Source organism: Pseudomonas sp. 14P_8.1_Bac3 (assembly GCF_025466085.1).
Taxonomy (GTDB): Bacteria; Pseudomonadota; Gammaproteobacteria; order Pseudomonadales; family Pseudomonadaceae; genus Aquipseudomonas.
The window spans coordinates 53,353-76,769 of sequence record NZ_JANLOD010000068.1 but is presented as its reverse complement, the minus strand read 5'-3'; the positions used below and the strand labels follow the sequence as shown (position 1 = coordinate 76,769).

Below are 23,417 nucleotides of genomic sequence, written 5' to 3'. Positions count from 1 at the left end.
TTTAAGCCTGTCTCGCTGGCGACTTGAGCCGCACGTAAAGGGTTTTTTCGACCCGCGCCACCAAGGTGCCCGCGTCGATGTAAATACTGGCCCGCGCTCGCAGCAGGCCGTGTGCGTCCACCGACCACTCAAGCATCGGGACGCGTACCCAATCCCATGGCCTGCCGGGCGAACCAGCGTTTGGCCGGGGGCAGCAGGTCGAGGCCGAGCAGGCCGATATTGCGGCCCAGGGAAACCAGCGGCTGGGTGCTGCCGAACAACCGCGTGACCTGATCGGAGAAGCCCACGGTGAGGTTCTGATCCAGACGCTGGCGTTCGCGATAAGCCTGCAACGTCGCGAAATCGCCGGGCGATGTTTCGCTGCCCAGCAGCGCATCCGCCAGGGCCTGGGCATCACGCAGCGACAGGTTGAAACCCTGGCCGGCAATCGGGTGCAGGCTGTGGGCGGCGTTGCCGAGAATCGCCAGGTGCGGACGCACTTGCTCCTCAGCTTCAATCAGCGTCAGCGGGTAAAGATGCCGCGCGCCGACCTGTTTCAATGTACCGAGACGGTAACCGAACACGCCCTGCAATTCGCTGAGAAAACTGCGTTCATCGAGGGCCGCGAGCCGTTGCGCGTCCATGCCCAGACGGGTCCAGACCAGGGCGCAGCGATTTTCCGGCAGCGGCAGCAAGGCCATCGGGCCGTCGTCGGTGAACCGCTCGAAGGCCATGCCGTTGTGCGCTTCGCTCGGCGTGATGTTGGCGATCAGCGCGCTCTGGTTGTACGGGCGTTTCTTGATGCCGATTCCCAATTGCTCGCGCAGGCCCGAGCGGCCGCCATCGGCGAGGACCGCGAGGTCGCATTCCAGGGTGGTTTCATCGTTGAGGGTCAGGCGATAGCCATCGGTCAGTGGCTCCATGCGCGTGACTTCCGCCGGGCAGCGCCAGGCGACCACGTCCTTGTCCAGACTTTGCCACAGGCATTGGCCGAGCCAGGCGTTCTCCACCACGTAGCCCAGCGCTGGCACGCCCTCTTCCATCGCCGACAGGCGTGCGGTGGAGAAGCGACCCCGGTCGGAGACATGAATCTGCTTGATCGGCTCGGCGCGACGGGAGATTTCCTGCCACACGCCCAGCCGTTGATAAATCTGTTTGGCCCCATAAGACAGTGCCGAAGACCGGGCGTCGTAGCTCGGCTGGTAGGTATCGCCGGGGGCAAACGGCTCGATCAACACGATCTTCCAGCCGCGGGCTTTGGCTCCGGCCTGTAACGCCAACGCGAGGCTGGCACCGACCAGACCACCACCGATGATTGCCAGATTGACCCGACTCATGCTGCTTTTGCTCGTGCTTCAGCCATCAAGGCCTCAATCTCGGCGACCGTTTTCGGTACGCCATGGGTCAGGATTTCACAGCCGGTTTTGGTAACCACGACGTCGTCCTCGATGCGCACGCCAATGCCGCGCCATTTCTTCGCCACATTCTGGTTGTCCGGAGCGATGTAGATCCCCGGCTCTACCGTCAGCGCCATGCCGACTTCCAGCACGCGCCATTCGCCGCCGACCTTGTACTCACCGACGTCATGCACATCCATGCCCAGCCAATGGCCGGCGCGGTGCATGTAGAACGCTTTATAGGCTTCGCTGGCGATCAGTTCATCGACGTCGCCCTGCAACAGGCCCAGCTTCACCAGCCCGGCGGTGATGACTTGAACCGTGGCTTCATGCGCCTGGTTCCAGTGTTTGTTCGGGGCGATTTCGGCAAATGCCGCTTCCTGTGAAGCCAGCACCAGCTCGTAGATCGCCTTCTGTTCCGCCGAATACTTGCCGCTGACCGGCCAGGTGCGGGTGATGTCGCTGGCATAGCAGTCGATCTCGCAACCCGCGTCGATCAGCACCAGGTCACCGTCCTTGAGCAGCGCGTCATTCTGCTGGTAATGCAGGATGCAACTGTTGCGCCCCGCCGCGACGATCGAACCGTAGGCCGGCATCTTCGCCCCGCCCTTGCGGAATTCGTAATCGAGCTCGGCTTCGAGGCTGAACTCGTGCAGCCCGGCGCGACTGGCCTGCATCGCGCGGATATGGGCCTGGGCGGATATCCGCGCGGCTTCGCGCATCACCTTCACTTCTGCCGCCGATTTATACAGACGCATGTCGTGCAGCAGATGATCCAGCGCAACAAACTCGTTCGGCGGCTGGGCACCGAGGTGCGCCTTGGAGCGGATCACGTTGATCCAGTCCATCAGGTGGCGGTCGAATTCCGGGTTGCTGCCCATGGCCGAATACACCCGGTCGCGCCCTTCGATCAGGCCCGGCAGGATGTCGTCGATGTCGGTGATGGGAAACGCGTCGTCAGCGCCAAAATCGCGGATCGCGCCTTCCTGGCCGGCGCGCAGGCCGTCCCAGAGTTCCCGTTCGGCGTTGCGTTCACGGCAGAACAGCACGTATTCACCGTGCTCGCGGCCAGGCATCAACACGATGACGGCCTGGGGCTCGGGGAAACCGCTGAGGTACTGGAAGTCGCTGTCCTGGCGGTAAACGTGCTCGACATCGCGGTTGCGGATGGCCACCGCGGCGGCGGGCAGGATGGCGATGCTGTTGGGTTCCATCTGCGCCATCAAGGCCTTGCGGCGACGGCTGTATTCCGATTTCGGGATATGAATCATGGGCAGATGGCTATTCCTGGCTCGCGATTAATGCAACGACGGTTTGGCGGCAGCCGGCGCGTCCGGCTTCTTGGTTTCGGAGAACAGTAGCAGCGGCGCGACGCGCAGGTACTCCATCACTTCCATGTAGTCGCTTTCGCCGTCATCGGACTCTTCCAGCGCATCCTGCACCTGGGCGATGGCCGCCAGGTCCTGCAATACTTCGGTGGCCTCGGTGCTGAGCATGCTGCTGTCGCGGCAGTTCAGGCCGAAACCGCTGAGGAAACCCTGGCACCATTGGCCCAGTGCGGCGGCACGGTCGGTCAACGGCTGGTCATCGGTCGGCAGCAGCAGGACGACGGTCACGTCGTCGCCGGTGAGTTCACCCTTGACCATCTCTTGCAGGCCGATCAAGGCATTGCGAACGTTGTCTTGCGGCTCGCCTTCAAGCAGTTCGGCGGCATCGACCAGCCAGCCTTCGGCATCGAAGCCGGCACCGGCGCAACTGCGGCCGAGGAGCAGGCCGTGCAGTTCGGCAGGCGAGACGTTATGGCCGCTGGAGGTCAGCAGGGTGGCGAAGGCTTGGTACGGGGAATTCTGAATGGGCATGGGCAGCTAGGCGCCAGACGGCGCTATGTCTAGAATGAAGGCCTTGTATCCTACATCGACTACCCCTGTAGGAGCGAGCCTGCTCGCGATGGTCGCCAACGATAACGCTGGGTACCTGACGACCCACGGCGTTTTCGGGTACATCGCGAGCAACCTCGCTCCTACCGTTCAAAACCCATCAGACAGTGAAGACAATGGAAGACACCGACCTGCAAGCGCTGATGGCCAGACTCGAACTGCTAATTAATCGGGTCGAGCAACTAAAGAGCCAAAACGGACTCCTATTAGCTCAGGAAAAGACCTGGCGCGAGGAACGCGCTCACCTCATTGAAAAGAACGAAATCGCCCGGCGTAAGGTCGAATCGATGATTTCGCGCCTCAAGGCCCTGGAGCAAGACTCATGAGTTCAAGCAATAGCGTCACCGTGCAGATCCTCGACAAAGAATATTCGATCATCTGCCCCCAGGAAGAGCGCAGCAACCTGGTGAGCGCTGCCCGTTACCTGGACGGCAAGATGCGCGAAATCCGCAGCAGCGGCAAAGTCATCGGTGCCGATCGCATCGCCGTGATGGCCGCGCTGAACATCACCCACGACCTCCTGCACAAGCAGGAAAGCCCCGATGTGCAAGTCAGCGGCTCGACCCGCGAGCAGGTTCGCGACTTGCTGGATCGCGTCGATCTGGTGCTCGCTACCGATCCGGACGTCACCAAGGGCTGATTCGTCGGACCGCTTGGGTTATACTCGCAGCACTCCCTGGGGTGCTTGCCAGTTGACCACGTCCCTGAGCCGATTCGCACTACCCTGGAGGCTGCACGTTGGGCTGGTGTGCATGTCCGCTAGACGGAAAGCCTTAAAGCCTACTGCATCTTCCACCTTGAACTTTCGGGTTCAAGGGCTAAGTCAGCAGCGGTTCATCCGGGGAGCCTGATTCCAGTCCGATGCCGGTTTAAACACCGGCATCGGCTTTTTTACGGGTACGCTTTGTGTACCCGCACTGCCGAAGCCTGAATCCATGACCGAACCTGCGCTGCTGCCCCGCCCGCAACTTCGACGCATGCTGCGCAAGGCTCGCCGCGCACTGACCCCCAGTCAGCAGCGCCAGGCGGCTCGCGGGCTCTACAAGCAATTGGCCCAGCAGCCATTGTTTCGCCGCGCCAAACACATCTCGCTGTACCTGCCGACCGACGGTGAAATCGACCCGCGCCTGTTGCTGCGGGCGGCGCAACGTCGCGGGAAGGCCACTTATCTCCCGGTGCTCAGCGCCTGGCCCCGAACCAAAATGGTGTTCCAGCGCATTCGCCCCGGGGAAAAACTCAAACCCAACCGTTTTCGCATTCTCGAGCCCAGGCACAACCTGGCCCGCCAACGCAAAGTCTGGGCGCTCGACCTGGTGTTGCTGCCGCTGGTGGGTTTCGACGATGCCGGCGGCCGACTCGGTATGGGCGGCGGTTTCTACGACCGCAGCCTGGCGTACCTGGCGCGGCGAAAAAGCTGGCGCAAGCCGACGCTGTTGGGCCTGGCCCATGAATGTCAGAAAGTCGAACGATTGGCTCAAGCGAGCTGGGATGTGCCGCTGCAAGGAACGGTGACGGACAAGGCCTGGTATTTCGCAGGCTAGACGCCACTGGACTCAGCGGCGTCGAAAAGACAGGTTCAGCGTTTGAAGGCCGACGGCTGTTGTTGCTGCTGCGCGATTTCGATCGGCGCGTCAGTCTTGTTGCTCCACAGGCTTTGGGCATAGCCAGTGGTCACGACGCCCAGGCCGAACAAAATAACCAATATCCATAGTAAATCCGGTTTGCGTTTCATCGATTGCCCCCCAAAGGCATATCAACACGATGACAGCAGCGGTTTCCGTTGTAGGTGTAGGCCGTGCAGCAGCGTCAAGCTTAGAAGGCCGGCATTTTGCGACAACGTGAACCGACACGCAAACGCTGGCGTCAACCGACTGTCGGTTTGTCATAAAATTGCCGGACAACTTGCCCACCTGACTCGCAAGGAGCAAAAACCATGGCCTACTGGCTGATGAAATCCGAGCCCGACGAACTCTCGATCAAGGGCCTGGAGAAACTTGGCAGAGCGCGCTGGGACGGCGTTCGCAACTACCAGGCGCGAAATTTCCTGAGAGCCATGGCGGTCGGCGACGAGTTCTTCTTCTATCACTCCAGCTGTCCGGAGCCCGGGATTGCCGGGATCGGCAAGATTGTCGAAGCGGCGTATCCGGACCCAACGGCGCTGGAACCGGAGAGTCATTACTTCGATCCAAAGGCCACCGCCGAGAAAAACGCCTGGAGCGCGATCGATGTCGCGCATGTCGAGACGTTTCCCAAGGTGTTGAAACTGGACTATCTGAAGCAACAGACGGCGCTGGCAGAGATGCCGCTGGTGCAAAAAGGCTCAAGACTGTCGGTGATGCCTGTCACGGCTGAGCAGTGGGCGGCGGTCGTGGCGCTCAAGCCGTAAGGTGTTCGGCGATGCTCAGGATGCCTTCGCGAGCAAGCCCGCTCCCACAGGAGATCCTCAGTGAAACAGATCCTTTGTGGGAGCGGGCTTGCTCGCGAAGAGGCCCGGCCAAACAACGAATGACTTATTGGATGATGAGGTTGTTGAACAACAGATCCTCAACCACAGGCTTGCCGGTTTCATCATTCATGATCTGCTGAGTCTGCTTCAGGGCTTCCTGACGCAGCTTTTCCTTGGCTTCGACGTTGTTCATCGTATCGGTCGTCTGCTGGGCAAACAGCGCCACCAGCTGATTGCGAATCAACGGTTCGTTGGCTTTCACCAGTTTGGTCGACTCGTCACCGGTCACGCGCAACGCCACGTCGGCCTTGTAGACCTTGAGCTTCGGTGTGCCATCCAGCCCGTAATTGCCCACGAACGGCGGGCTCAGGGTGATGTAATTAACCTTTGGCGCCTCGCCTTCTTTGGCCTCTTCAGCCACGGCTGCCACAGGCAGAGACAGGGCCAGCAACAACATGATCCACGCTTTCACAATTCGCTCCTTATCCGGTTTGCGGCCTAGCATAACGACCCGCCGCGCAAGCACAAGCTTATGGCTGACTATCAGGGCGGGGCATGCTCGTTGACCCGTCGACTCACACACCTACACTTATCGGCCATCACTCCCAAAGGAATAGCCCTGATGAAAGCCGTGCTGTGCAAAGCCTTCGGCCCTGCCGAATCGCTGGTGCTGGAAGACGTCGCCAGCCCTGTCGCGAAGAAGAACGAAATCCTGCTGGAGGTGCATGCGGCCGGGGTGAATTTCCCGGACACGCTGATCATCGAGGGCAAATACCAGTTCAAGCCGCCCTTCCCGTTTTCCCCGGGTGGCGAAGCGGCCGGCGTGGTCAGCGCGGTGGGTGAAAAGGTCAGCCACCTGAAAGTCGGTGACCGCGTCATGGCCCTGACCGGCTGGGGCAGTTTTGCAGAGGAAGTCGCGGTCCCCGGCTACAACGTACTGCCCATCCCGCCGTCCATGGACTTCAACACCGCGGCGGCATTCAGCATGACCTACGGCACCTCGATGCACGCCCTCAAACAACGCGGCAACCTGCAACCGGGTGAAACCCTGCTGGTAATCGGCGCCTCCGGCGGTGTCGGCCTGGCCGCAGTGGAAATCGGCAAAGCCATGGGCGCCCGCGTGATCGCCGCCGCCAGCAGCGCCGAAAAACTTGCGGTGGCCAAGGCTGCCGGCGCCGATGAGCTGATCAACTACACGGAAACCAGCCTCAAGGATGAAATCAAGCGCCTGACCGACGGCCAGGGCGCCGACGTGATCTACGACCCGGTCGGCGGCGACCTGTTCGACCAGGCCATCCGCGCCATCGCCTGGAACGGCCGCTTGCTGGTGGTCGGTTTCGCCAGTGGACGCATTCCGGAATTCCCGGTCAACCTCGCCCTGCTCAAGGGTGCGGCAGTGGTCGGCGTGTTCTGGGGCTCATTCGCCCAGCGCCAGCCTCAGGACAACGCGGCCAACTTCCAGCAATTGTTTGGCTGGTTTGCCGAGGGCAAATTGAAGCCACTGGTATCGCAGGTGTATCCCCTGAGCAATGCGGCGCAGGCGATCAATGATCTCGGCCAGCGCAAGGCGGTCGGGAAAGTGGTGGTGCAGGTTCGCTGAATCTCCGAACGCAAAAAGGCCAGAACGATGATGAAGTTGTTCTGGCCTTTTTTATTGGGGCAGAGCAGCATTTTTTGATCAATGTGCGGTAATTATGTAGCACCTTCATCACCAAAGCTTTCGTTAACTTGAGGCCATACAGACACAAGGAGTAACTGTATGAGCAATCAAGAACTAGCTCATAAACATAAGAGAGCGCGGCCGTACGGCAGCGCTCCACATTTATCTAAAGCAACTCACGCACCTCCCTCGGAACAAAACGCACATACCGGCTCATCGGGTGCGAGTGACAGCGTCGAACAATCGTCCGCGCTTCTTTGTTGAGTTTGGCAATAAGCGCCAGGCGTTTCTCCTCTGGCAACTGCATGGGGGAAATGGAGTGAGTCAGGTAACTGCGGGTCCAGCTAAACACCGGCAAGTCCACCCAAGACGATTCCGCGTAGTGCTGGGCGACCCGACTGACGTCCGAACAAAGCAGCTTCTTCAGCTGTTCGTTGGCGTGCAAAGGCGGCGTGTCATCCAGCTTGAAGACCATGGGTGCGACCACCTCGATTTGCCCCGGACGATCATCGCTGACTTTCCAGGGCCGGAATCGCCACTTACTCACCGCTGCAAGGGACGCCGCTGCGAATTCAGGATGAGTGGCTTTCAGGACAACAGGCTGACTGACCGATCCATCGGCGCGGACATACAGGGTGACCCTTACTTCCCCGGTGATGCCCGCCCGGTAAAGTACCCTGGGGTAGGTCGGCTTGGGGTTATCCATCGGTATCAGGAACACCTCCCCGGCGCGGACAACGCCACAGAGCACACACAACACAAACACTACACACCACCGCATAACCCCTCCCTCTGCGACTGAAAAGCCAGATCTGGCAACAGCACAAAGGTTACGGCTCGACGATTTTTTACATAACGTCACGACTTCCCGATTAGCCGCAGGACATTTCCCAAAAGCCCGCCCTACTCCGGGTGAAACCTCGTCATAAAGGATCTTGAAGTAACAATTCCCACGGCGCCCTTCACTTATACCTGGGCAACAGGTTCGTAAAAGAACAGGTGATCTTCAACATCTCCGACCGCCCCGCGTGGCTTCCTGCCTTCAGAACGTCGCAAGTCAGACCCGCGAAGCCATCGCCTGATCGGCTTTTGATTGGCAGCGCTTGAGCCGCGCCTCCAGATTCCGGTCGGGCATGGCGTGGCTACGCAGGGCGTTGGCCGTCTGCTCGACATAATCGCGCGTGGTGCCGTATCGCCCGCAGGCGTTTTCGAACACGTGGCTCAGCACGTGATCCGGCAAGTTGCCGGCATAGCTGGGCAGGTGTCGCTCCAGTACAAACCCCAAGGCCTGAACCTGGCTTCCGTCCTCGAGACGGCAATTGAGCCAGTGCGGACGATAGGAAGGGAACGGCATTTCGCGCTGCCACAATGCGTAAAGAGAAGCTTCAAGCTGTTCTTCCGGCAAACGATAGGCGAAGCCGCTGCAAGAACCACCGCGGTCCAGGCCAAACACCAGGCCCGGCACTTCCGGTGTACCGCGATGTTCGTGGGACCACAGATACAACCCGCGATGGTAGCCATGCACCCGGCCGCGAACCCGTTCAACGGCGGGGCATTCAGGACGCCAGATCAGCGAGCCATACGCGAACAGCCAGACCGGCCCACCCTTGTGACGCGCCATCGTCGACTGCATCGAAGTGAGCAATTGTTCGTGCGTAAGCTGCGGCCCCAGGTCGAGCCGCGGAGGGTAAGGCAGATTCATAAAAGCAGATTCAATGGCGCTCATGGCGAATAGCGTTCAGCTCCTCGCGGGTGATGAATTACTTAATAGAACGCACCGCTGTAACAATAAGGCACATATGTTTTAAGGCAAATTAAGTGCCATGGCACAGTTCTTAATTACTAACCGATAGGGATATAACCTACCGGCATTTATATAATTCTATAAATACCGATCGGCTATATAGGGAGTTATAACCCGGTAGAGCAAGTGCGCTCCTACAGCATCAGGATCGAGGTGCGTACGCAAATACATCCGCGCGCATCTGATGAGCATCCATCCCGGCCTCCACCAGCGCATCCAAGGTGCCGTAGACCATGGCCGGTGAGCCGCTGGCGTACACATGCAAGGCTTTCAGATCAGGGAAATCCTCACACACTGCCTCGTGCAGCATGCCGCAACGGCCCTGCCAGCCGCATTGATCGCTGACGACTTTATGCAGGAACAGATTGGGCAGTTTCAGCCATTCATCCCAATGTTCGATCTCATAAAAGTCTTCAGGACGACGCACACCCCAATACAGGTGCACCGGATGCTTGAATCCCGCAGCCCGGCAATGCTCGATCAGGCTGTGGATCTGGCCCATGCCGGTGCCTGCGGCAATCAGCACCAGCGGGCCATCCGGCAATTCCGCAAGGTGGGCGTCGCCGAACGGCATTTCGATGCGCACCATCGGATTGCGCTGAAGCTGTTCGATCAGGTTCAGCGCACTGCTTTCGCGCGCCAGTACGTGAATTTGCAAGTCGCGCCCGGCATGCGGTGCGGAGGCCAGGGAAAAGGCTGATTTCTCGCCATTTTCGCGCTCGATCATCAGGTACTGACCGGCGTGATAGCGCGGCGGCTTGCCGGCCGGCGCTCGCAGGCTCACGCGCCAGGTATCGCCGCCGACGTCCCTGCATTCAATGACCTGACACGACAAGCTGCGCACCGGCAGTTCTCCCAGCGCAAGCACGCCATCCCACAGCACAATGCAGTCTTCCAGCGGCTCAGCTATGCAAGTGTAGAACTCGCCATGGTCCCGCACGGCGCCGGCTTGTTCGACCCGTCCTTCCACAAGCAGCGCGGCACACACGTGGCAGTTGCCGTTGCGGCAGCTTTGCGGGCATTCATAGCCCAGACGCCGCGCACCATCGAGAATCCGCTCGCCGGGCAGAATCTCAAGCACGGCTCCGGAGGGCTGCAAAGTTACACGCATCAATCTATTCCTAACTGATTCCAGATGGCATCGATCCGTTGGGTCACGGCATCGTCCTTGACGATGACCCGGCCCCATTCGCGGGTGGTTTCGCCCGGCCATTTGTGCGTGGCGTCGAGGCCCATTTTCGACCCCAGGCCAGAAACCGGCGAGGCGAAGTCGAGGTAGTCGATCGGCGTGTTGTCGATCATCACTGTATCGCGCTTGGGGTCCATGCGCGTAGTGATGGCCCAGATCACGTCGTTCCAGTCGCGCGCGTTGATATCGTCGTCCGTGACAATAACGAACTTGGTGTACATGAACTGTCGCAAAAACGACCAGACACCGAGCATTACCCGCTTGGCATGGCCGGGATACGACTTCTTCATGGTGACGATGGCCATGCGGTACGAACAGCCTTCGGGCGGCAGGTAGAAGTCGGTGATCTCCGGGAACTGCTTTTGCAGAATGGGCACGAACACTTCGTTCAGCGCCACGCCGAGAATCGCCGGTTCATCCGGTGGACGGCCGGTGTAGGTGCTGTGGTAGATCGGCTTGATCCGGTGGGTGATGCGCTCGACGGTAAACACCGGGAAACTGTCGACTTCGTTGTAGTAACCGGTGTGGTCGCCGTACGGCCCTTCATCCGCCATTTCACCCGGATGGATCACGCCTTCGAGGATGATTTCCGCGGTGGCCGGCACTTGCAGGTCGTTGCCGCGGCACTTCACCAGTTCGGTACGATTGCCCCGCAGCAGGCCGGCGAAGGCGTATTCGGAAAGCGTGTCCGGCACCGGCGTCACGGCGCCGAGAATGGTCGCCGGGTCAGCGCCCAGCGCCACGGACACGGGGAACGGCTGGCCGGGATGTTTTTCGCACCACTCGCGGTAATCCAGCGCACCGCCACGGTGGCTCAACCAGCGCATGATGACCTTGTTGCGGCCGATCACCTGCTGGCGATAGATACCGAGGTTCTGGCGATCCTTGTTCGGACCTTTGGTGACGGTCAGCCCCCAGGTGATCAGTGGCGCGACGTCGCCGGGCCAGCAGGTTTGCACGGGCAGCATCGCAAGGTCGACGTCGTCGCCTTCGATGACCACTTCCTGGCAGACCGCCTCTTTGACGACCTTGGGCGCCATCGCGATGATCTTGCGGAAGATCGGCAGTTTGGACCAGGCGTCTTTCAGGCCTTTCGGTGGCTCGGGCTCCTTGAGGAACGCCAGCAGCTTGCCGATTTCGCGCAACTCGCTGACCGCTTCCGCGCCCATGCCCATGGCCACCCGCTCCGGGGTGCCGAACAGGTTGCCCAGCACCGGGATGTCGTAGCCGGTAGGCTTCTCGAACAACAGCGCCGGGCCTTTGGCCCGTAGCGTGCGGTCGCAGACTTCCGTCATCTCCAGCACTGGAGAGACGGGAATCTGGATGCGTTTCAACTCTCCGCGCTGCTCAAGCTGCTGCACGAAATCCCGAAGGTCCTTGAATTTCATTGAAGATGCCACCCCGAAAATAGGCGTACATCCTACCTGCTCTGGCGCCCTAACAGCACGATCAATTGTGATTTGCACCCAGCAGCATCGGCGTGAACAGCGGGCTCAACCGGGCGCTGCCGGTGTCCGAGAGATGATCCTCATCCCTGTATTTCGAATGCCCATTGACCTCGATGCTGCAGATGTCGTCCGCACACATGAGGGGCGTTGGATCGATGACATGCACGCCGGGATCGGCCGCGCTCATCGAGTCGAACAATCCGCTGAGAAAATGCTGGCGTGCCAGGTGCTCTGCGAGCGGCCGCCCCAGACCCTCGACTGAGCGGCCCGCGCGGGTCAGGCTGGTCAATCGGCTGACGGCGCCCTTGTGCTGCAGCGGCACTTCCTTGAACAGCCAGACTTGCGCGCCCGTGGCCCGTATCGCCGCCACCCGCGCCTTGAGCGCGGCCGCCATACGTGCCTCGGCCTGGGCCGTGTTGTCGTGGGCGTTGAGCAAGACTTTTCGGTCGCCATCTTCACGACCGTAAACGTTAAGACTCCAGTTGGAGGCCAGCACCACATCTTTGATCTGCAGGCGGCGAACCTGCTCCATGGTGTGGTCGTTGAAGTCCCTGCAACGCTGGCGCTGGTCCTCGCTGAGCACTGGCGAACAGGCGCTCATGCTGTAGAGCCACACCGGACGGCCCTCACGCTTGGCGCCACTTTCAATGGCCGGCATCAACGCCGCGGCATGACTGTCGCCCCAGACCAGTCGGGTCGCCGGGACGTCCTGGTTGTCACCCAGCAGGCAGGCCTTGTCGAGTTTCTTGTCCTTGGTCACCAGCATGCATTTCATCTGCCCGGCCCGCCATTCCCGGGACTGTGCATACTCCAGCGCTTTGCCGGTCATACGCTGAGGGAAACCATCCTGCGAGCGTACGACAGAACCGGTCACCGCCAGCACAGCCATCGCCATCAGGCCTGCCACCAGCACGGGCTTGCGGCCGGCCAGCAGACGCTTTTCCCGGAACGGCAGCTCGACGAAGCGCCAGCTCAGCCACGCCAGACCCAGCGCCAGCAGAATCCAGCCCGCCGCTTCCCAGGGCTGGATACCGTCGATCGTGATGGCATTGGCGTAGACATAGACCGGCCAATGCCACAAATAAAAGGAGTAGGAGAGCAAGCCGACCCAGACGAATACCCGCGCACTCAACAGCTGGCCGGCCCATGTCGAACCTTGCCCACCTGACCAGATCAGCGCGGTGGCACCGAGTACCGGCAGCAACGCCGCCCAGCCAGGAAACACCGTCCCGCGGTCAAACGTGAACACCGCGACCAGCACCGCCGCCAACCCGGCCATACCCACAGACTGGGAGACCCAGGGTCGAACCGCGTGTTTACGCGCGGGCAGGACGGCAAGCATTGCACCGCATAACAATTCCCACGCACGCGTCGGCAGCGAAAAGAAAGCGAAGTCGGGTTTACGTTCGATGTAAGCGATGTTCAATCCGAAAGAGATCAACAGCACGGCAAACAGCATCCAGCGCCAATGACGAACATGGCGCATCAGCAACACCATCAGCAACGGAAAGAAGATGTAGTACTGCTCTTCAACCGCCAGGGACCAGGTATGCAGCAACGGCTTCAAATCCGACGCCGGCTGGAAGTAACCGTCTTCGCGCATGAACAGAATGTTTGAAATGAACAGCGACTGATAACGCACCGTCCTTCCCAGTTCGGAGAAGTCTTTGGCCGTCAGCAATAACCAGCCGAGCACCAGTGTGGCCACCATCACCACGCTCAAGGCGGGAATGATGCGTCTGGCACGGCGAGCCCAGAAGTCGACGAAGCTGAAACGCTGCGCGCTGATCTCGCGGAACAGGATGCTGGTAATCAGGAAACCGGAAATGACAAAGAAAACATCCACCCCGACAAAGCCACCGCTGAACGTGCTGAAACCAAAGTGAAACAGCACCACCGGGATAACGGCGAGAGCCCGTAATCCGTCAATGTCACGGCGACTGCCAAAAGTGTGCATAACGTCCCTTGTCGTTTTAGATACAAAATGAGTTGAAAACGGACGCATCGATAGCGCAACGGCGGATATCCGACGCAGGTCAACGTGGACAGGACCTGTCAGAACACGTGATTTATTGCCAGTACAAGGCAGATAGATCCGCTGTTAGCGGGCGGAGGCACCCAATGAATGGGCGCCAGTTTACAACACAGTAATTATCCGGATACAAAATATCAGGCACAAAAAAAGAGCGCCCTGTTCGGGGCGCCCTTTTTGTCGAAGCGAACTTCGTATTACTTGCGCTTCATCGACAGGAAGAACTCGTCGTTGGTCTTGGTCGTTTTCAGCTTGTCGACCAGGAACTCGATGGCGGCGATTTCGTCCATCGGGTGCAGCAGCTTGCGCAGGATCCACATGCGCTGCAACTCGTCGTCGGCGGTCAGCAACTCTTCGCGGCGGGTGCCGGAACGGTTGATGTTGATGGCCGGGAAGACGCGTTTTTCAGCGATACGACGATCCAGCGGCAGCTCCATGTTGCCCGTGCCTTTGAATTCTTCGTAGATCACTTCGTCCATCTTCGAGCCGGTTTCAACCAGCGCGGTGGCGATGATGGTCAGCGAGCCGCCTTCTTCGATGTTCCGCGCAGCGCCGAAGAAACGTTTCGGTTTCTCCAGAGCGTGGGCATCGACACCACCGGTGAGCACTTTGCCGGAGCTCGGGATCACGGTGTTGTAGGCGCGAGCCAGACGGGTGATGGAGTCGAGCAGGATCACCACGTCCTTCTTGTGTTCGACCAGGCGCTTGGCCTTCTCGATCACCATTTCGGCAACCTGCACGTGGCGGGTTGGCGGCTCGTCGAACGTCGAGGCAACCACTTCACCGCGCACGGTGCGCTGCATTTCGGTCACTTCTTCCGGACGCTCATCGATCAGCAGCACGATCAGGTGAACTTCAGGGTTGTTACGCGCGATGTTGGCCGCGATGTTTTGCAGCATGATCGTTTTACCGGCTTTCGGCGGTGCAACGATCAGACCGCGCTGGCCTTTGCCGATCGGGGCGCACAGGTCGATGACACGACCGGTCAAGTCTTCGGTGGAACCGTTGCCGGCTTCCATCTTCATGCGCACGGTCGGGAACAGCGGGGTCAGGTTCTCGAAGAGAATCTTGTTTTTCGCATTCTCGGGACGATCGTAGTTGATCGTGTCGACCTTGAGCAGTGCGAAATAACGCTCGCCTTCCTTCGGAGGGCGGATCTTGCCAACGATGGTGTCACCGGTGCGCAAGTTGAAACGGCGGATCTGGCTCGGCGAGACGTAGATATCGTCCGGGCCGGCGAGATAGGAAGCATCAGCGGAGCGCAGGAAGCCGAAGCCGTCCTGGAGAATCTCCAGCACGCCATCACCGGAGATTTCCTCGCCGCTTTTCGCGTGCTTCTTGAGCAGGGAGAAAATCACGTCCTGCTTGCGCGAACGGGCCATATTTTCTATGCCCATCTGTTCGGCCAATTCGAGCAGTTCGGTAATCGGCTTTTGCTTGAGTTCAGTCAGATTCATATAGGAATGACGTAATCATTTATGGAGGGGGGAAATTAAGCTTTTGGCTTAATGAGGCCGCGCCGCGGAGAAGGCGACAGGATCGCGTACTTATTCGAAAAGGAGTGCGTCGGCGACGGCTAGCAGGGGGCAATGGAGAAACCAGTGCGGGGCCGAATGTACCACCTGAGTTTCGGAGCGTCTAGCCCTCTATAACGAAAAAGCCCCGCAATGTGCGGGGCCTTTTTTCGGACACTTTACGACGACACTTAGATGTTGGCGTCGAGGAAAGCAGCCAGTTGCGACTTCGACAGGGCGCCGACCTTGGTCGCTTCAACGTTGCCGTTCTTGAACAGCATCAGGGTCGGGATACCACGCACGCCATGCTTGGCCGGGGTTTCCTGGTTTTCGTCGATGTTCAGCTTGGCAATGGTCAGCTTGCCTTTGTACGTCTCGGCAATCTCGTCCAGAACCGGAGCGATCATTTTGCAAGGGCCGCACCATTCAGCCCAGTAGTCGACCAGTACAGCGCCTTCGGCCTTGAGTACGTCGGCCTCGAAGCTAGCGTCGCTAACGTGTTTGATAAGATCGCTGCTCATGGAAGTCTCCAGGTTGTAAGCAAAAAAACGTGGCCCATCATAGCCGCCCTTCCTTCGTTCAGGAAGGTGCAGATGATTGAGTCTCGCTATGGTGCTGCATGAGTTTGGGTATAGCTCAAGTCAGGACGTGGCGGGAGCGACGAAGGCAATCCCGGTGCGCAGGGCGGCGTTGCGCACATGTTCATGCATGGCTTTCTGCGCTGCGCCAGACGAGCGCCGGGCCAGCGCGCGGAGGATCTTGCGGTGCTCCTGCCAGGTTTCCATGGCCCGCTCCGCCCGGATGAACGGTAGCTTCTGGCTCTCCAGAAAGATCTCGGCTCTGGCCGTCAGGATGCTCAACATCGCCTGATTGCCGCTGGCCAGCAGGATCCGGCGGTGGAATTCGAAGTCCAGGCGCGCAGCCGCCTCGAAGTCGATGCGCTATCGAGGTGCGAAACGCCGCCCAACTGTTCAGACCAGTAAGACCGTTCCACGTCCGCAAAACCGTGGTCTGAACCCGCTAAAGCCGATGTTGGCATGGCCCGTGCTCTGTCGATCCGCAGAATTCCTTTCTCGCCGATCCGGAGATTTGCCATGACCCTGCGTTACCGCGCCCTCCTCGCCTCCCTGTTCGCCAGCCTGCTGCTGAGCCAGGCACCCGCCCACGCCGACGGCCTGGAGGATGTGGTCACACGCGGTATCCTCAAAGTCGCCGTGCCCCAGGACTTCCCGCCGTTCGGCTCGGTGGGCCCGGACATGAAGCCGCGCGGCCTGGACATCGACACCGCAAAGCTGCTGGCCGACCAGCTCAAGGTCAAGCTTGAACTGACGCCGGTCAACAGCACCAACCGCATCCCGTTCCTGACCACCGGCAAGGTCGATCTGGTGATCTCCAGCCTCGGCAAAAACCCCGAGCGCGAGAAAGTCATCGACTTCTCCAGCGCCTACGCGCCGTTCTACCTCGCGGTGTTCGGTCCACCCGATGCCGATATCAAAGGCCTGGACGACCTCAAGGGCAAAACCATCAGCGTCACCCGCGGCGCCATTGAAGACATCGAATTGACCAAAGTCGCCCCCGAAGGCGTGACCATCAAGCGCTTCGAAGACAACAACTCGACCATCGCCGCGTACCTTGCCGGCCAGGTCGACCTGATCGCCAGCGGCAACGTAGTGATGGTGGCGATCAGCGAGAAAAATCCGAAACGCGTGCCTGCGCTGAAAGTGAAGCTCAAGGATTCGCCGGTCTACGTCGGCGTGAACAAGAACGAGCCGGCCCTGCTGGACAAGGTCAATCAGATCCTCGCCACCGCCAAGACCGATGGCGCGCTGGAAAAGAACTCCCGGACCTGGCTGAAAGAGCCACTGCCGGCCGATCTCTGATCGGCGCTCGGGGAATTTGATATGGCCTATCAGTTCGACTTCCTGCCGGTGGTGCAAAACACCGACCTGCTGCTGCGCGGCGCGCTGTTCACCCTGGAACTGACGGCTATCGGCGCGGTACTCGGCGTCGGCCTGGGCATCGTCGGCGCGCTGGTGCGGGCGTGGAACATCCGCCCGTTCTCGGCGATCTTCGGTGTCTACGTCGAGTTGATCCGCAACACGCCGTTTCTGGTGCAGCTGTTTTTCATCTTTTTCGGATTGCCTTCGCTGGGCCTGCAGATCTCCGAATGGCAGGCGGCGGTGCTGGCGATGGTGATCAACCTCGGCGCCTATTCCACCGAGATCATCCGGGCCGGCATCCAGGCGATTCCGCGCGGGCAACTGGAAGCGGCGGCAGCCTTGGCGATGACCCGCTTCGAAGCCTTTCGCTACGTGATCCTGCTGCCGGCGCTGGGCAAGGTCTGGCCGGCGCTGAGCAGCCAGATCATCATCGTCATGCTCGGCTCGGCGGTCTGCTCGCAGATTGCCACCGAAGAGTTGAGCTTCGCCGCCAACTTCATTCAGTCGCGCAACTTCCGCGCTTTTGAAACCTACGCCCTGACCACCCTGATTTATCTGTGCATGGCGTTGCTGATCCGTCAGTTATTGAACTGGATCGGCCGCCGCTTCATCGCAAGGAACGTCCAATGAGCGATTTCACTTTCTGGGACATCGTGCGCAACTTGCTCACGGGCCTGCAATGGACCCTGGCGCTGTCGCTGGTGGCCTTTGTCGGCGGGGGGCTGATCGGCTTGCTGATCATGGTCATGCGCATTTCGAAGAAAGCCCTGCCGCGCAGCTTTGCCCGAACTTACATCGAACTGTTCCAGGGCACGCCGCTGTTGATGCAGCTGTTTCTGGTGTTTTTCGGCGTGGCACTGGCCGGCGTGGAGATTTCGCCGTGGATGGCGGCGGCGGTTGCCTTGACGCTGTTCACCAGCGCTTACCTGGCGGAGATCTGGCGCGGTTGCGTCGAATCGATCCCCAACGGTCAATGGGAAGCCTCGTCGAGCCTGGCGCTGAATCCGCTGGAGCAACTGCGCTACGTGATCCTGCCGCAAGCGCTGCGCATCGCCGTCGCGCCGACCGTGGGCTTCTCGGTGCAAGTGGTCAAAGGCACCGCTGTCACGTCGATCATCGGGTTCACCGAGCTGACCAAGACCGGCGGCATGCTCGCCAACGCCACCTTCGAACCGTTCATGGTCTATGGCCTCGTCGCCCTCGGCTACTTCCTGCTCTGCTACCCCTTGTCCCTCAGTGCGCGCTACCTGGAAAGGAGACTGCATGCCTCTGCTTAGAATTTCCGCCCTGCATAAATATTACGGCGACCACCACGTGCTCAAAGGCATCGACCTGAGCGTCGAGGAAGGCCAGGTGGTGGCGATCATCGGCCGCAGCGGCTCGGGCAAATCCACCTTGCTGCGGACGTTGAATGGTCTGGAGTCAATCAACGATGGCGTGATCGAAGTCGACGGCGAATACCTCGACGCCGCCCGCGCCGACCTGCGCAGCCTGCGGCAGAAAGTCGGGATGGTGTTCCAGCAGTTCAACCTGTTTCCACACCTGACCGTGGGCGAGAACGTCATGCTCGCGCCGCAGGTGGTGCAGAAAGTACCGAAAGCACGCGCGGCGGAACTGGCTCGGCAGATGCTGGAACGGGTCGGCTTAGGGGAAAAATTCGATGCGTTCCCGGATCGCCTGTCCGGCGGCCAACAACAGCGGGTGGCGATTGCCCGGGCACTGGCGATGTCACCCAAGGTGCTGCTGTGTGACGAGATCACCTCGGCACTGGACCCGGAACTGGTCAATGAAGTGCTGAGTGTGGTCCGGCAACTGGCGAAGGACGGGATGACGCTGATCATGGTCACCCATGAAATGCGCTTTGCCCGGGAGGTCGGGGACAAGTTGGTGTTCATGCATCAAGGCAAGGTGCATGAGGTGGGGGATCCGAAGGTGTTGTTTGCCCAGCCGCAGACGGCGGAGCTGGCGAATTTCATTGGCACTGTTGAAGCGACAGCCTGAAAGAACCTTGGCGTTTTTAATGCCCTCATCGCTAGCAGGCTAGCGATTGACCGCGCAGCGGTCAGTGTCTGGAACTGTGCTGGATCAACGCTTTGAACACTGCGCGTTGGCGTCAGCGTTTGATCGTGGCACGATGTCGAGGTTATCGACCGAGACCCCCTGACCATGCCGCAATCCCAAGCCAAGAATCTGTCCCTGATCGCCGCAATCGACCTGGGCTCCAACAGCTTTCACATGGTCGTGGCCAAGGCCCAGAATGGCGAAATCCGTATTCTCGAACGTCTCGGGGAGAAGGTTCAGCTGGCTGCCGGCATCGACGACGAGCGCCATCTCAGCGAAGAGTCCATGCAACGCGGGCTCGACTGCCTGAAGCGCTTTGCCCAACTGATCAACGGTATGCCGCTCGGCGCCGTGCGGATCGTCGGCACCAACGCCTTGCGGGAAGCGCGTAATCGCATCGAATTCATCCGTCGCGCCGAAGAAATCCTCGGCCACCCGGTGGAAGTCATCTCCGGTCGTGAAGAAGCGCGCCTGATCTACCTCGGCGTGTCCCACACCCTCGCCGACACCCCGGGCAAGCGCCTGGTGGCCGACATCGGCGGCGGCAGTACCGAATTCATCATTGGCCAGCGCTTCGAACCGTTGCTGCGTGAAAGCCTGCAGATGGGCTGCGTCAGCTTCACCCAGCGCTATTTCAAGGACGGCAAGATCACCCCGGCCCGCTACGCCCAGGCGTACACCGCAGCGCGACTGGAGATCATGAGCATCGAGCACGCCTTGCATCGCCTGACCTGGGATGAAGCCATCGGCTCCTCGGGCACCATTCGCGCCATCGGCCTGGCGTTGAAAGCGGGCGGTCATGGCACCGGCGAGGTCAATGCCGAAGGCCTGTCCTGGCTCAAGCGCAAGATTTTCAAGCTCGGCGATGCCGAAAAGATCGACTTCGATGGCATCAAGCCTGACCGTCGAGCGATCTTCCCGGCGGGCCTGGCGATCCTCGAAGCGATCTTCGACGCCCTAGAACTGCAACGCATGGACCATTGTGAAGGCGCCCTGCGTGAGGGCGTGCTCTATGACCTGCTGGGCCGTCATCATCACGAAGACGTCCGCGAGCGCACCCTCAGCTCGCTGATGGAGCGCTATCACGTCGATGTGGATCAGGCGGCACGGGTCGAGCGCAAGGCGCTGCACGCGTTCGACCAGGTGTCCGCGGATTGGGACCTGGACGACGGCGTCTGGCGCGAACTGCTTGGCTGGGCCGCCAAGGTCCATGAAGTGGGCCTGGACATCGCTCACTACCACTACCATAAGCACGGCGCCTACCTGATCGAGCACTCGGACCTCGCCGGTTTCTCCCGCGAAGACCAGCAAATGCTCGCCCTGCTGGTGCGTGGCCACCGCCGTAACATTCCTCGGGACAAGTTCGCCGAATTCGGCGACGAAGGCATCAAGCTGATTCGCCTGTGCGTGCTGTTGCGCTTTGCGATCCTGTTCCATCACATCCGCGGCACCCAGGAAATGCCCCAGGTCGTGCTGCACGCCAAGGGCGACAGCCTGGATGTGCTGTTCCCGGAGAACTGGCTGGACGAAAACCAGCTGACCCAGGCGGATTTCGCGCTGGAAGCGGAATGGCTGACGCGGGTGGGCTTTACCCTCAACGTCCGCTGAAATAAAAAAGGCCTTCTTCGGAAGGCCTTTTTTTGTGTCCATGATTTACCAAGCGGTGCAACCGATGTGGGAGCGGGCTTGCTCGTGAAAGCAGTGTGCCAGGCAACACAATTTTGGCTGACACTCCGCTTTCGCGAGCAAGCCCGCTCCCACAGGTTTCGCTCTTTAGCGAACCGCCAGGATCGGGCTACCCAACCGCTCAAGCAACGTTGCCTGCGCACTGCGCGGGTTCTGGTTGCCGGTCGGTGTGTTGCGGATGTAGCGACCGTCCGCCTGCAGGCTCCAGCTGTGGGTGTTGTCGGTCAGGTACAGCTCCAGCTCTTTCTTGACCCGCATGATCAGCTTCTTGCCTTCCACCGGGAAGCAAGTCTCGACGCGTTTGTCGAGGTTGCGCTCCATCCAGTCGGCGCTGGACAGGAACATCTGCTCCTCGCCGCCGTTGAGGAAGTAGAACACCCGCGTGTGCTCAAGGAAGCGACCGATGATCGAGCGCACATGGATGTTGTGCGAGACCCCAGCGATGCCCGGACGCAGGCAGCACATGCCGCGCACCACCAGATCGATGCGCACGCCGGACTGGCTGGCCTTGTACAGCGCGCGGATGATCTTCGGATCGGTCAGCGAGTTGAACTTGGCGATGATGTGCGCCGGTTTGCCGTCGAGGGCGAACTGGGTCTCCCGGGCAATCATGTCGAGCATGCCCTTCTTCAACGTGAATGGCGCATGCAGCAGCTTCTTCATGCGCAGGGTTTTACCCATGCCGATCAGCTGACTGAACAGTTTGCCAACGTCTTCGCACAGGGCGTCGTCGGAGGTCAGCAGGCTGTAGTCGGTGTACAGGCGGGCGTTGGCCGCGTGGTAGTTACCCGTACCCAAATGCGCGTAACGCACGATCTCGCCGGCTTCGCGACGCAGAATCAGCATCATCTTGGCGTGGGTCTTGAACCCGACGACGCCGTAGATCACCACCGCGCCGGCCGCTTGCAGACGGCTGGCCAGTTGCAGGTTGGACTCTTCGTCGAACCGCGCCCGCAACTCGATCACCGCGGTGACTTCCTTGCCGTTGCGCGCGGCATCCACCAGCGCATCGACGATTTCCGAGTTGGCGCCGGAGCGGTACAGGGTCTGCCGAACCGCCAACACATGCGGGTCCTTGGCAGCCTGGCGCAACAGGTCGACGACCGGGGTGAACGACTCGAACGGGTGCAGCAGCAGGATGTCCTGCTTGCTGATCACGCTGAAAATATTCTCGCTGTTTTGCAGCAATTTCGGGATCTGCGGCGTGAACGGCAGGTATTGCAGCTCGCGCTGGCTGTCGAGGCCGGTGATGCTGAACAGGCGCGTCAGGTTGACCGGGCCGTTGACCTGGTACAACTCGGTCTCGTGCAGGTTGAACTGCTTGAGCAGGTAGTCGGACAGGTGTTTCGGGCAGGTGTCGGCCACTTCCAGACGCACCGCGTCGCCGTAGCGGCGGGAGAACAACTCGCCGCGCAGGGCGCGAGCCAGGTCTTCCACGTCTTCGGTGTCGACGGCGAGGTCGGCGTTGCGGGTCAGGCGGAACTGGTAGCAGCCCTTGACCTTCATGCCCTGGAACAAGTCATCGGCGTGCGCGTGGATCATCGACGACAGGAACACATAGTTGTCGCCAGGGCCGCCGACTTCTTCCGGGACCTTGATCACGCGTGGCAACAGACGCGGCGCCGGGATGATCGCCAGACCGGAATCGCGACCGAAGGCATCGATGCCTTCAAGTTCGACGATGAAGTTCAGGCTCTTGTTCACCAGCAATGGGAACGGGTGCGTCGGATCGAGGCCGATCGGGGTGATGATCGGCGCGATTTCGTCACGGAAATAACGGCGGACCCAGGCTTTGAGCTTGGTGGTCCAGTAGCGACGGCGGATGAAGCGGACCTGATGTTTCTCCAGTTCCGGCAACAGAATGTCGTTGAGGATTGCGTACTGGCGATCGACGTAACCGTGCACCAGCTCGCTGATCCGGGCGAGGGCCTGATGCGGTTGCAGACCATCGGCGCCGGCCTGTTCACGGGCAAAGGTGATCTGCTTCTTGAGACCGGCCACCCGGATTTCGAAGAACTCGTCCAGGTTGCTCGAGAAGATCAGCAGGAACTTCAGCCGCTCCAGCAAGGGATACGACTCGTCCAGCGCCTGCTCCAGCACGCGGATGTTGAACTGCAGTTGCGAAAGCTCGCGATGGATGTACAGGCTGCTGTCATCCAGACCTGGAACCACGATCGCGGGCGGCGCCGGTGCGGTTTCGAGCGCCACCGCGGGTGGAGCAGGCTCCAGCTCCGGCGGTGTCTCGGCGATCGGTTCCACCACAGGTTGAGCCTCTTTTACGGCAACTTCAGTGAGTCCTTCGGTATTCATGGAATGTTCCTGGG

At 60.3% G+C, this 23,417-nt stretch carries 23 protein-coding genes, 1 other RNA gene and 1 pseudogene; 11 read left to right on the top strand and 14 right to left on the bottom strand.

Translation table 11 applies throughout. The features are described 5' to 3' along the window. Positions 1–128: 128 nt before the first annotated feature. Genes ubiH through NTD84_RS22940 form a run of 3 tightly spaced genes read right to left on the bottom strand, consistent with a single transcriptional unit; the run spans position 129 to position 3,235 of the window. Positions 129–1,316 carry a 2-octaprenyl-6-methoxyphenyl hydroxylase gene (ubiH, locus tag NTD84_RS22950; RefSeq protein WP_262170334.1) on the bottom strand — a complete coding sequence of 396 codons (1,188 nt, stop codon included), beginning with the start codon at positions 1,314–1,316 and terminating at the stop codon, positions 129–131. Beyond that, positions 1,313–2,647 (bottom strand): Xaa-Pro aminopeptidase, encoded by a 1,335-nt coding sequence (gene pepP / locus NTD84_RS22945; RefSeq protein ID WP_262170331.1) that lies wholly within the window; start codon positions 2,645–2,647, stop codon positions 1,313–1,315. Before pepP ends, ubiH begins: the two co-directional genes overlap by 4 nt. Before the next feature lie 27 nt (positions 2,648–2,674). Further along, positions 2,675–3,235 (bottom strand): YecA family protein, encoded by a 561-nt coding sequence (locus NTD84_RS22940; RefSeq protein WP_262170329.1) that lies wholly within the window; start codon positions 3,233–3,235, stop codon positions 2,675–2,677. A gap of 194 nt (positions 3,236–3,429) precedes the next feature. On the opposite strand from NTD84_RS22940, the gene NTD84_RS22935 reads away from it, so the two are divergent. The 4 genes from NTD84_RS22935 to NTD84_RS22920 all read left to right on the top strand — a co-directional run bounded on the left by NTD84_RS22935 (position 3,430) and on the right by NTD84_RS22920 (position 4,854). Further along, complete coding sequence (locus NTD84_RS22935; RefSeq protein ID WP_003213954.1) at positions 3,430–3,639, top strand: TIGR02449 family protein; 210 nt, start codon at positions 3,430–3,432, stop codon at positions 3,637–3,639. Next, complete coding sequence (locus tag NTD84_RS22930; protein WP_017341388.1) at positions 3,636–3,953, top strand: cell division protein ZapA; 318 nt, start codon at positions 3,636–3,638, stop codon at positions 3,951–3,953. The genes NTD84_RS22935 and NTD84_RS22930 overlap by 4 nt, the downstream gene beginning before the upstream one ends. A gap of 30 nt (positions 3,954–3,983) precedes the next feature. After that, positions 3,984–4,162: non-coding RNA, 6S RNA (gene ssrS, locus NTD84_RS22925), on the top strand. Between the two features lie 86 nt (positions 4,163–4,248). Next, a complete protein-coding gene (locus tag NTD84_RS22920; protein WP_262170325.1) occupies positions 4,249–4,854 on the top strand; it encodes a 5-formyltetrahydrofolate cyclo-ligase in 606 nt (201 codons plus the stop codon). A 35-nt stretch (positions 4,855–4,889) separates the two neighbouring features. Here NTD84_RS22920 and NTD84_RS22915 read toward each other — a convergent pair whose 3' ends face one another. Further along, positions 4,890–5,045 (bottom strand): hypothetical protein, encoded by a 156-nt coding sequence (locus NTD84_RS22915; RefSeq protein ID WP_262170322.1) that lies wholly within the window; start codon positions 5,043–5,045, stop codon positions 4,890–4,892. 201 nt (positions 5,046–5,246) lie between these two features. Here NTD84_RS22915 and NTD84_RS22910 point away from each other — a divergent pair, with 201 nt between their 5' ends. Then, positions 5,247–5,699, top strand: a complete 453-nt coding sequence (locus NTD84_RS22910) for an EVE domain-containing protein (protein ID WP_262170319.1) — start codon at positions 5,247–5,249, stop codon at positions 5,697–5,699. A gap of 124 nt (positions 5,700–5,823) precedes the next feature. Here the strand turns inward: NTD84_RS22910 and NTD84_RS22905 are convergent, their stop codons facing one another. Beyond that, positions 5,824–6,231: a flagellar basal body-associated protein FliL gene (locus tag NTD84_RS22905; protein WP_262170318.1), complete on the bottom strand. Its 408-nt coding sequence runs from the start codon at positions 6,229–6,231 to the stop codon at positions 5,824–5,826. A 150-nt stretch (positions 6,232–6,381) separates the two neighbouring features. Here NTD84_RS22905 and NTD84_RS22900 point away from each other — a divergent pair, with 150 nt between their 5' ends. Further along, entirely contained in the window at positions 6,382–7,359 is a 978-nt protein-coding gene (locus NTD84_RS22900; RefSeq protein WP_262170315.1) for an NADPH:quinone oxidoreductase family protein, read from the top strand. Between the two features lie 226 nt (positions 7,360–7,585). Here NTD84_RS22900 and NTD84_RS22895 read toward each other — a convergent pair whose 3' ends face one another. The 8 genes and pseudogenes from NTD84_RS22895 to NTD84_RS22860 all read right to left on the bottom strand — a co-directional run. Beyond that, a complete protein-coding gene (locus NTD84_RS22895) occupies positions 7,586–8,125 on the bottom strand; it encodes an energy transducer TonB (protein WP_262170312.1) in 540 nt (179 codons plus the stop codon). A 351-nt stretch (positions 8,126–8,476) separates the two neighbouring features. Next, positions 8,477–9,145 (bottom strand): gamma-glutamylcyclotransferase, encoded by a 669-nt coding sequence (locus tag NTD84_RS22890; RefSeq protein ID WP_262170309.1) that lies wholly within the window; start codon positions 9,143–9,145, stop codon positions 8,477–8,479. 220 nt (positions 9,146–9,365) lie between these two features. Then, positions 9,366–10,334 carry a CDP-6-deoxy-delta-3,4-glucoseen reductase gene (locus NTD84_RS22885; protein WP_262170307.1) on the bottom strand — a complete coding sequence of 323 codons (969 nt, stop codon included), beginning with the start codon at positions 10,332–10,334 and terminating at the stop codon, positions 9,366–9,368. Then, positions 10,334–11,800: a 4-hydroxy-3-polyprenylbenzoate decarboxylase gene (ubiD, locus tag NTD84_RS22880; RefSeq protein WP_262170304.1), complete on the bottom strand. Its 1,467-nt coding sequence runs from the start codon at positions 11,798–11,800 to the stop codon at positions 10,334–10,336. Before ubiD ends, NTD84_RS22885 begins: the two co-directional genes overlap by 1 nt. Positions 11,801–11,861: 61 nt before the next feature. Then, a complete protein-coding gene (locus tag NTD84_RS22875; RefSeq protein ID WP_262170301.1) occupies positions 11,862–13,817 on the bottom strand; it encodes an acyltransferase family protein in 1,956 nt (651 codons plus the stop codon). A gap of 272 nt (positions 13,818–14,089) precedes the next feature. Continuing rightward, complete coding sequence (gene rho / locus NTD84_RS22870) at positions 14,090–15,349, bottom strand: transcription termination factor Rho (RefSeq protein WP_007942421.1); 1,260 nt, start codon at positions 15,347–15,349, stop codon at positions 14,090–14,092. Between the two features lie 248 nt (positions 15,350–15,597). After that, a complete protein-coding gene (gene trxA / locus NTD84_RS22865) occupies positions 15,598–15,927 on the bottom strand; it encodes a thioredoxin TrxA (RefSeq protein ID WP_003177349.1) in 330 nt (109 codons plus the stop codon). Between the two features lie 120 nt (positions 15,928–16,047). Continuing rightward, positions 16,048–16,341: pseudogene (locus tag NTD84_RS22860) on the bottom strand (FadR/GntR family transcriptional regulator); the annotation flags it as partial. Between the two features lie 159 nt (positions 16,342–16,500). On the opposite strand from NTD84_RS22860, the gene NTD84_RS22855 reads away from it, so the two are divergent. The 5 genes from NTD84_RS22855 (at position 16,501) to ppx (ending at position 21,015) form a co-directional block, all read left to right on the top strand. Beyond that, entirely contained in the window at positions 16,501–17,286 is a 786-nt protein-coding gene (locus tag NTD84_RS22855) for a transporter substrate-binding domain-containing protein (RefSeq protein ID WP_262170296.1), read from the top strand. Between the two features lie 21 nt (positions 17,287–17,307). Next, positions 17,308–17,976 (top strand): amino acid ABC transporter permease, encoded by a 669-nt coding sequence (locus NTD84_RS22850; protein ID WP_262170293.1) that lies wholly within the window; start codon positions 17,308–17,310, stop codon positions 17,974–17,976. Continuing rightward, complete coding sequence (locus tag NTD84_RS22845) at positions 17,973–18,623, top strand: amino acid ABC transporter permease (RefSeq protein WP_262170290.1); 651 nt, start codon at positions 17,973–17,975, stop codon at positions 18,621–18,623. The genes NTD84_RS22850 and NTD84_RS22845 overlap by 4 nt, the downstream gene beginning before the upstream one ends. Further along, entirely contained in the window at positions 18,610–19,347 is a 738-nt protein-coding gene (locus NTD84_RS22840) for an amino acid ABC transporter ATP-binding protein (protein WP_262170288.1), read from the top strand. Before NTD84_RS22845 ends, NTD84_RS22840 begins: the two co-directional genes overlap by 14 nt. Before the next feature lie 165 nt (positions 19,348–19,512). Beyond that, on the top strand, positions 19,513–21,015 hold the full coding sequence (ppx, locus tag NTD84_RS22835; protein WP_262170285.1) for an exopolyphosphatase: 1,503 nt from the start codon (positions 19,513–19,515) through the stop codon (positions 21,013–21,015). A gap of 165 nt (positions 21,016–21,180) precedes the next feature. Here the strand turns inward: ppx and ppk1 are convergent, their stop codons facing one another. Further along, on the bottom strand, positions 21,181–23,403 hold the full coding sequence (gene ppk1 / locus NTD84_RS22830) for a polyphosphate kinase 1 (protein ID WP_262170282.1): 2,223 nt from the start codon (positions 23,401–23,403) through the stop codon (positions 21,181–21,183). Positions 23,404–23,417 lie beyond the last annotated feature (14 nt).

Coding starts and splice junctions, on each gene's coding strand:
- ubiH (WP_262170334.1), bottom strand. CDS start 1,316: ATGAGTCGGGTCAATCTGGCAATCATCGGTGGTGGTCTGGTCGGTGCC.
- pepP (WP_262170331.1), bottom strand. CDS start 2,647: ATGATTCATATCCCGAAATCGGAATACAGCCGTCGCCGCAAGGCCTTG.
- NTD84_RS22940 (WP_262170329.1), bottom strand. CDS start 3,235: ATGCCCATTCAGAATTCCCCGTACCAAGCCTTCGCCACCCTGCTGACC.
- NTD84_RS22935 (WP_003213954.1), top strand. CDS start 3,430: ATGGAAGACACCGACCTGCAAGCGCTGATGGCCAGACTCGAACTGCTA.
- NTD84_RS22930 (WP_017341388.1), top strand. CDS start 3,636: ATGAGTTCAAGCAATAGCGTCACCGTGCAGATCCTCGACAAAGAATAT.
- NTD84_RS22920 (WP_262170325.1), top strand. CDS start 4,249: ATGACCGAACCTGCGCTGCTGCCCCGCCCGCAACTTCGACGCATGCTG.
- NTD84_RS22915 (WP_262170322.1), bottom strand. CDS start 5,045: ATGAAACGCAAACCGGATTTACTATGGATATTGGTTATTTTGTTCGGC.
- NTD84_RS22910 (WP_262170319.1), top strand. CDS start 5,247: ATGGCCTACTGGCTGATGAAATCCGAGCCCGACGAACTCTCGATCAAG.
- NTD84_RS22900 (WP_262170315.1), top strand. CDS start 6,382: ATGAAAGCCGTGCTGTGCAAAGCCTTCGGCCCTGCCGAATCGCTGGTG.
- NTD84_RS22895 (WP_262170312.1), bottom strand. CDS start 8,125: ATGGATAACCCCAAGCCGACCTACCCCAGGGTACTTTACCGGGCGGGC.
- NTD84_RS22890 (WP_262170309.1), bottom strand. CDS start 9,145: ATGAGCGCCATTGAATCTGCTTTTATGAATCTGCCTTACCCTCCGCGG.
- NTD84_RS22885 (WP_262170307.1), bottom strand. CDS start 10,334: ATGCGTGTAACTTTGCAGCCCTCCGGAGCCGTGCTTGAGATTCTGCCC.
- ubiD (WP_262170304.1), bottom strand. CDS start 11,800: ATGAAATTCAAGGACCTTCGGGATTTCGTGCAGCAGCTTGAGCAGCGC.
- NTD84_RS22875 (WP_262170301.1), bottom strand. CDS start 13,817: ATGCACACTTTTGGCAGTCGCCGTGACATTGACGGATTACGGGCTCTC.
- rho (WP_007942421.1), bottom strand. CDS start 15,349: ATGAATCTGACTGAACTCAAGCAAAAGCCGATTACCGAACTGCTCGAA.
- trxA (WP_003177349.1), bottom strand. CDS start 15,927: ATGAGCAGCGATCTTATCAAACACGTTAGCGACGCTAGCTTCGAGGCC.
- NTD84_RS22855 (WP_262170296.1), top strand. CDS start 16,501: ATGACCCTGCGTTACCGCGCCCTCCTCGCCTCCCTGTTCGCCAGCCTG.
- NTD84_RS22850 (WP_262170293.1), top strand. CDS start 17,308: ATGGCCTATCAGTTCGACTTCCTGCCGGTGGTGCAAAACACCGACCTG.
- NTD84_RS22845 (WP_262170290.1), top strand. CDS start 17,973: ATGAGCGATTTCACTTTCTGGGACATCGTGCGCAACTTGCTCACGGGC.
- NTD84_RS22840 (WP_262170288.1), top strand. CDS start 18,610: ATGCCTCTGCTTAGAATTTCCGCCCTGCATAAATATTACGGCGACCAC.
- ppx (WP_262170285.1), top strand. CDS start 19,513: ATGCCGCAATCCCAAGCCAAGAATCTGTCCCTGATCGCCGCAATCGAC.
- ppk1 (WP_262170282.1), bottom strand. CDS start 23,403: ATGAATACCGAAGGACTCACTGAAGTTGCCGTAAAAGAGGCTCAACCT.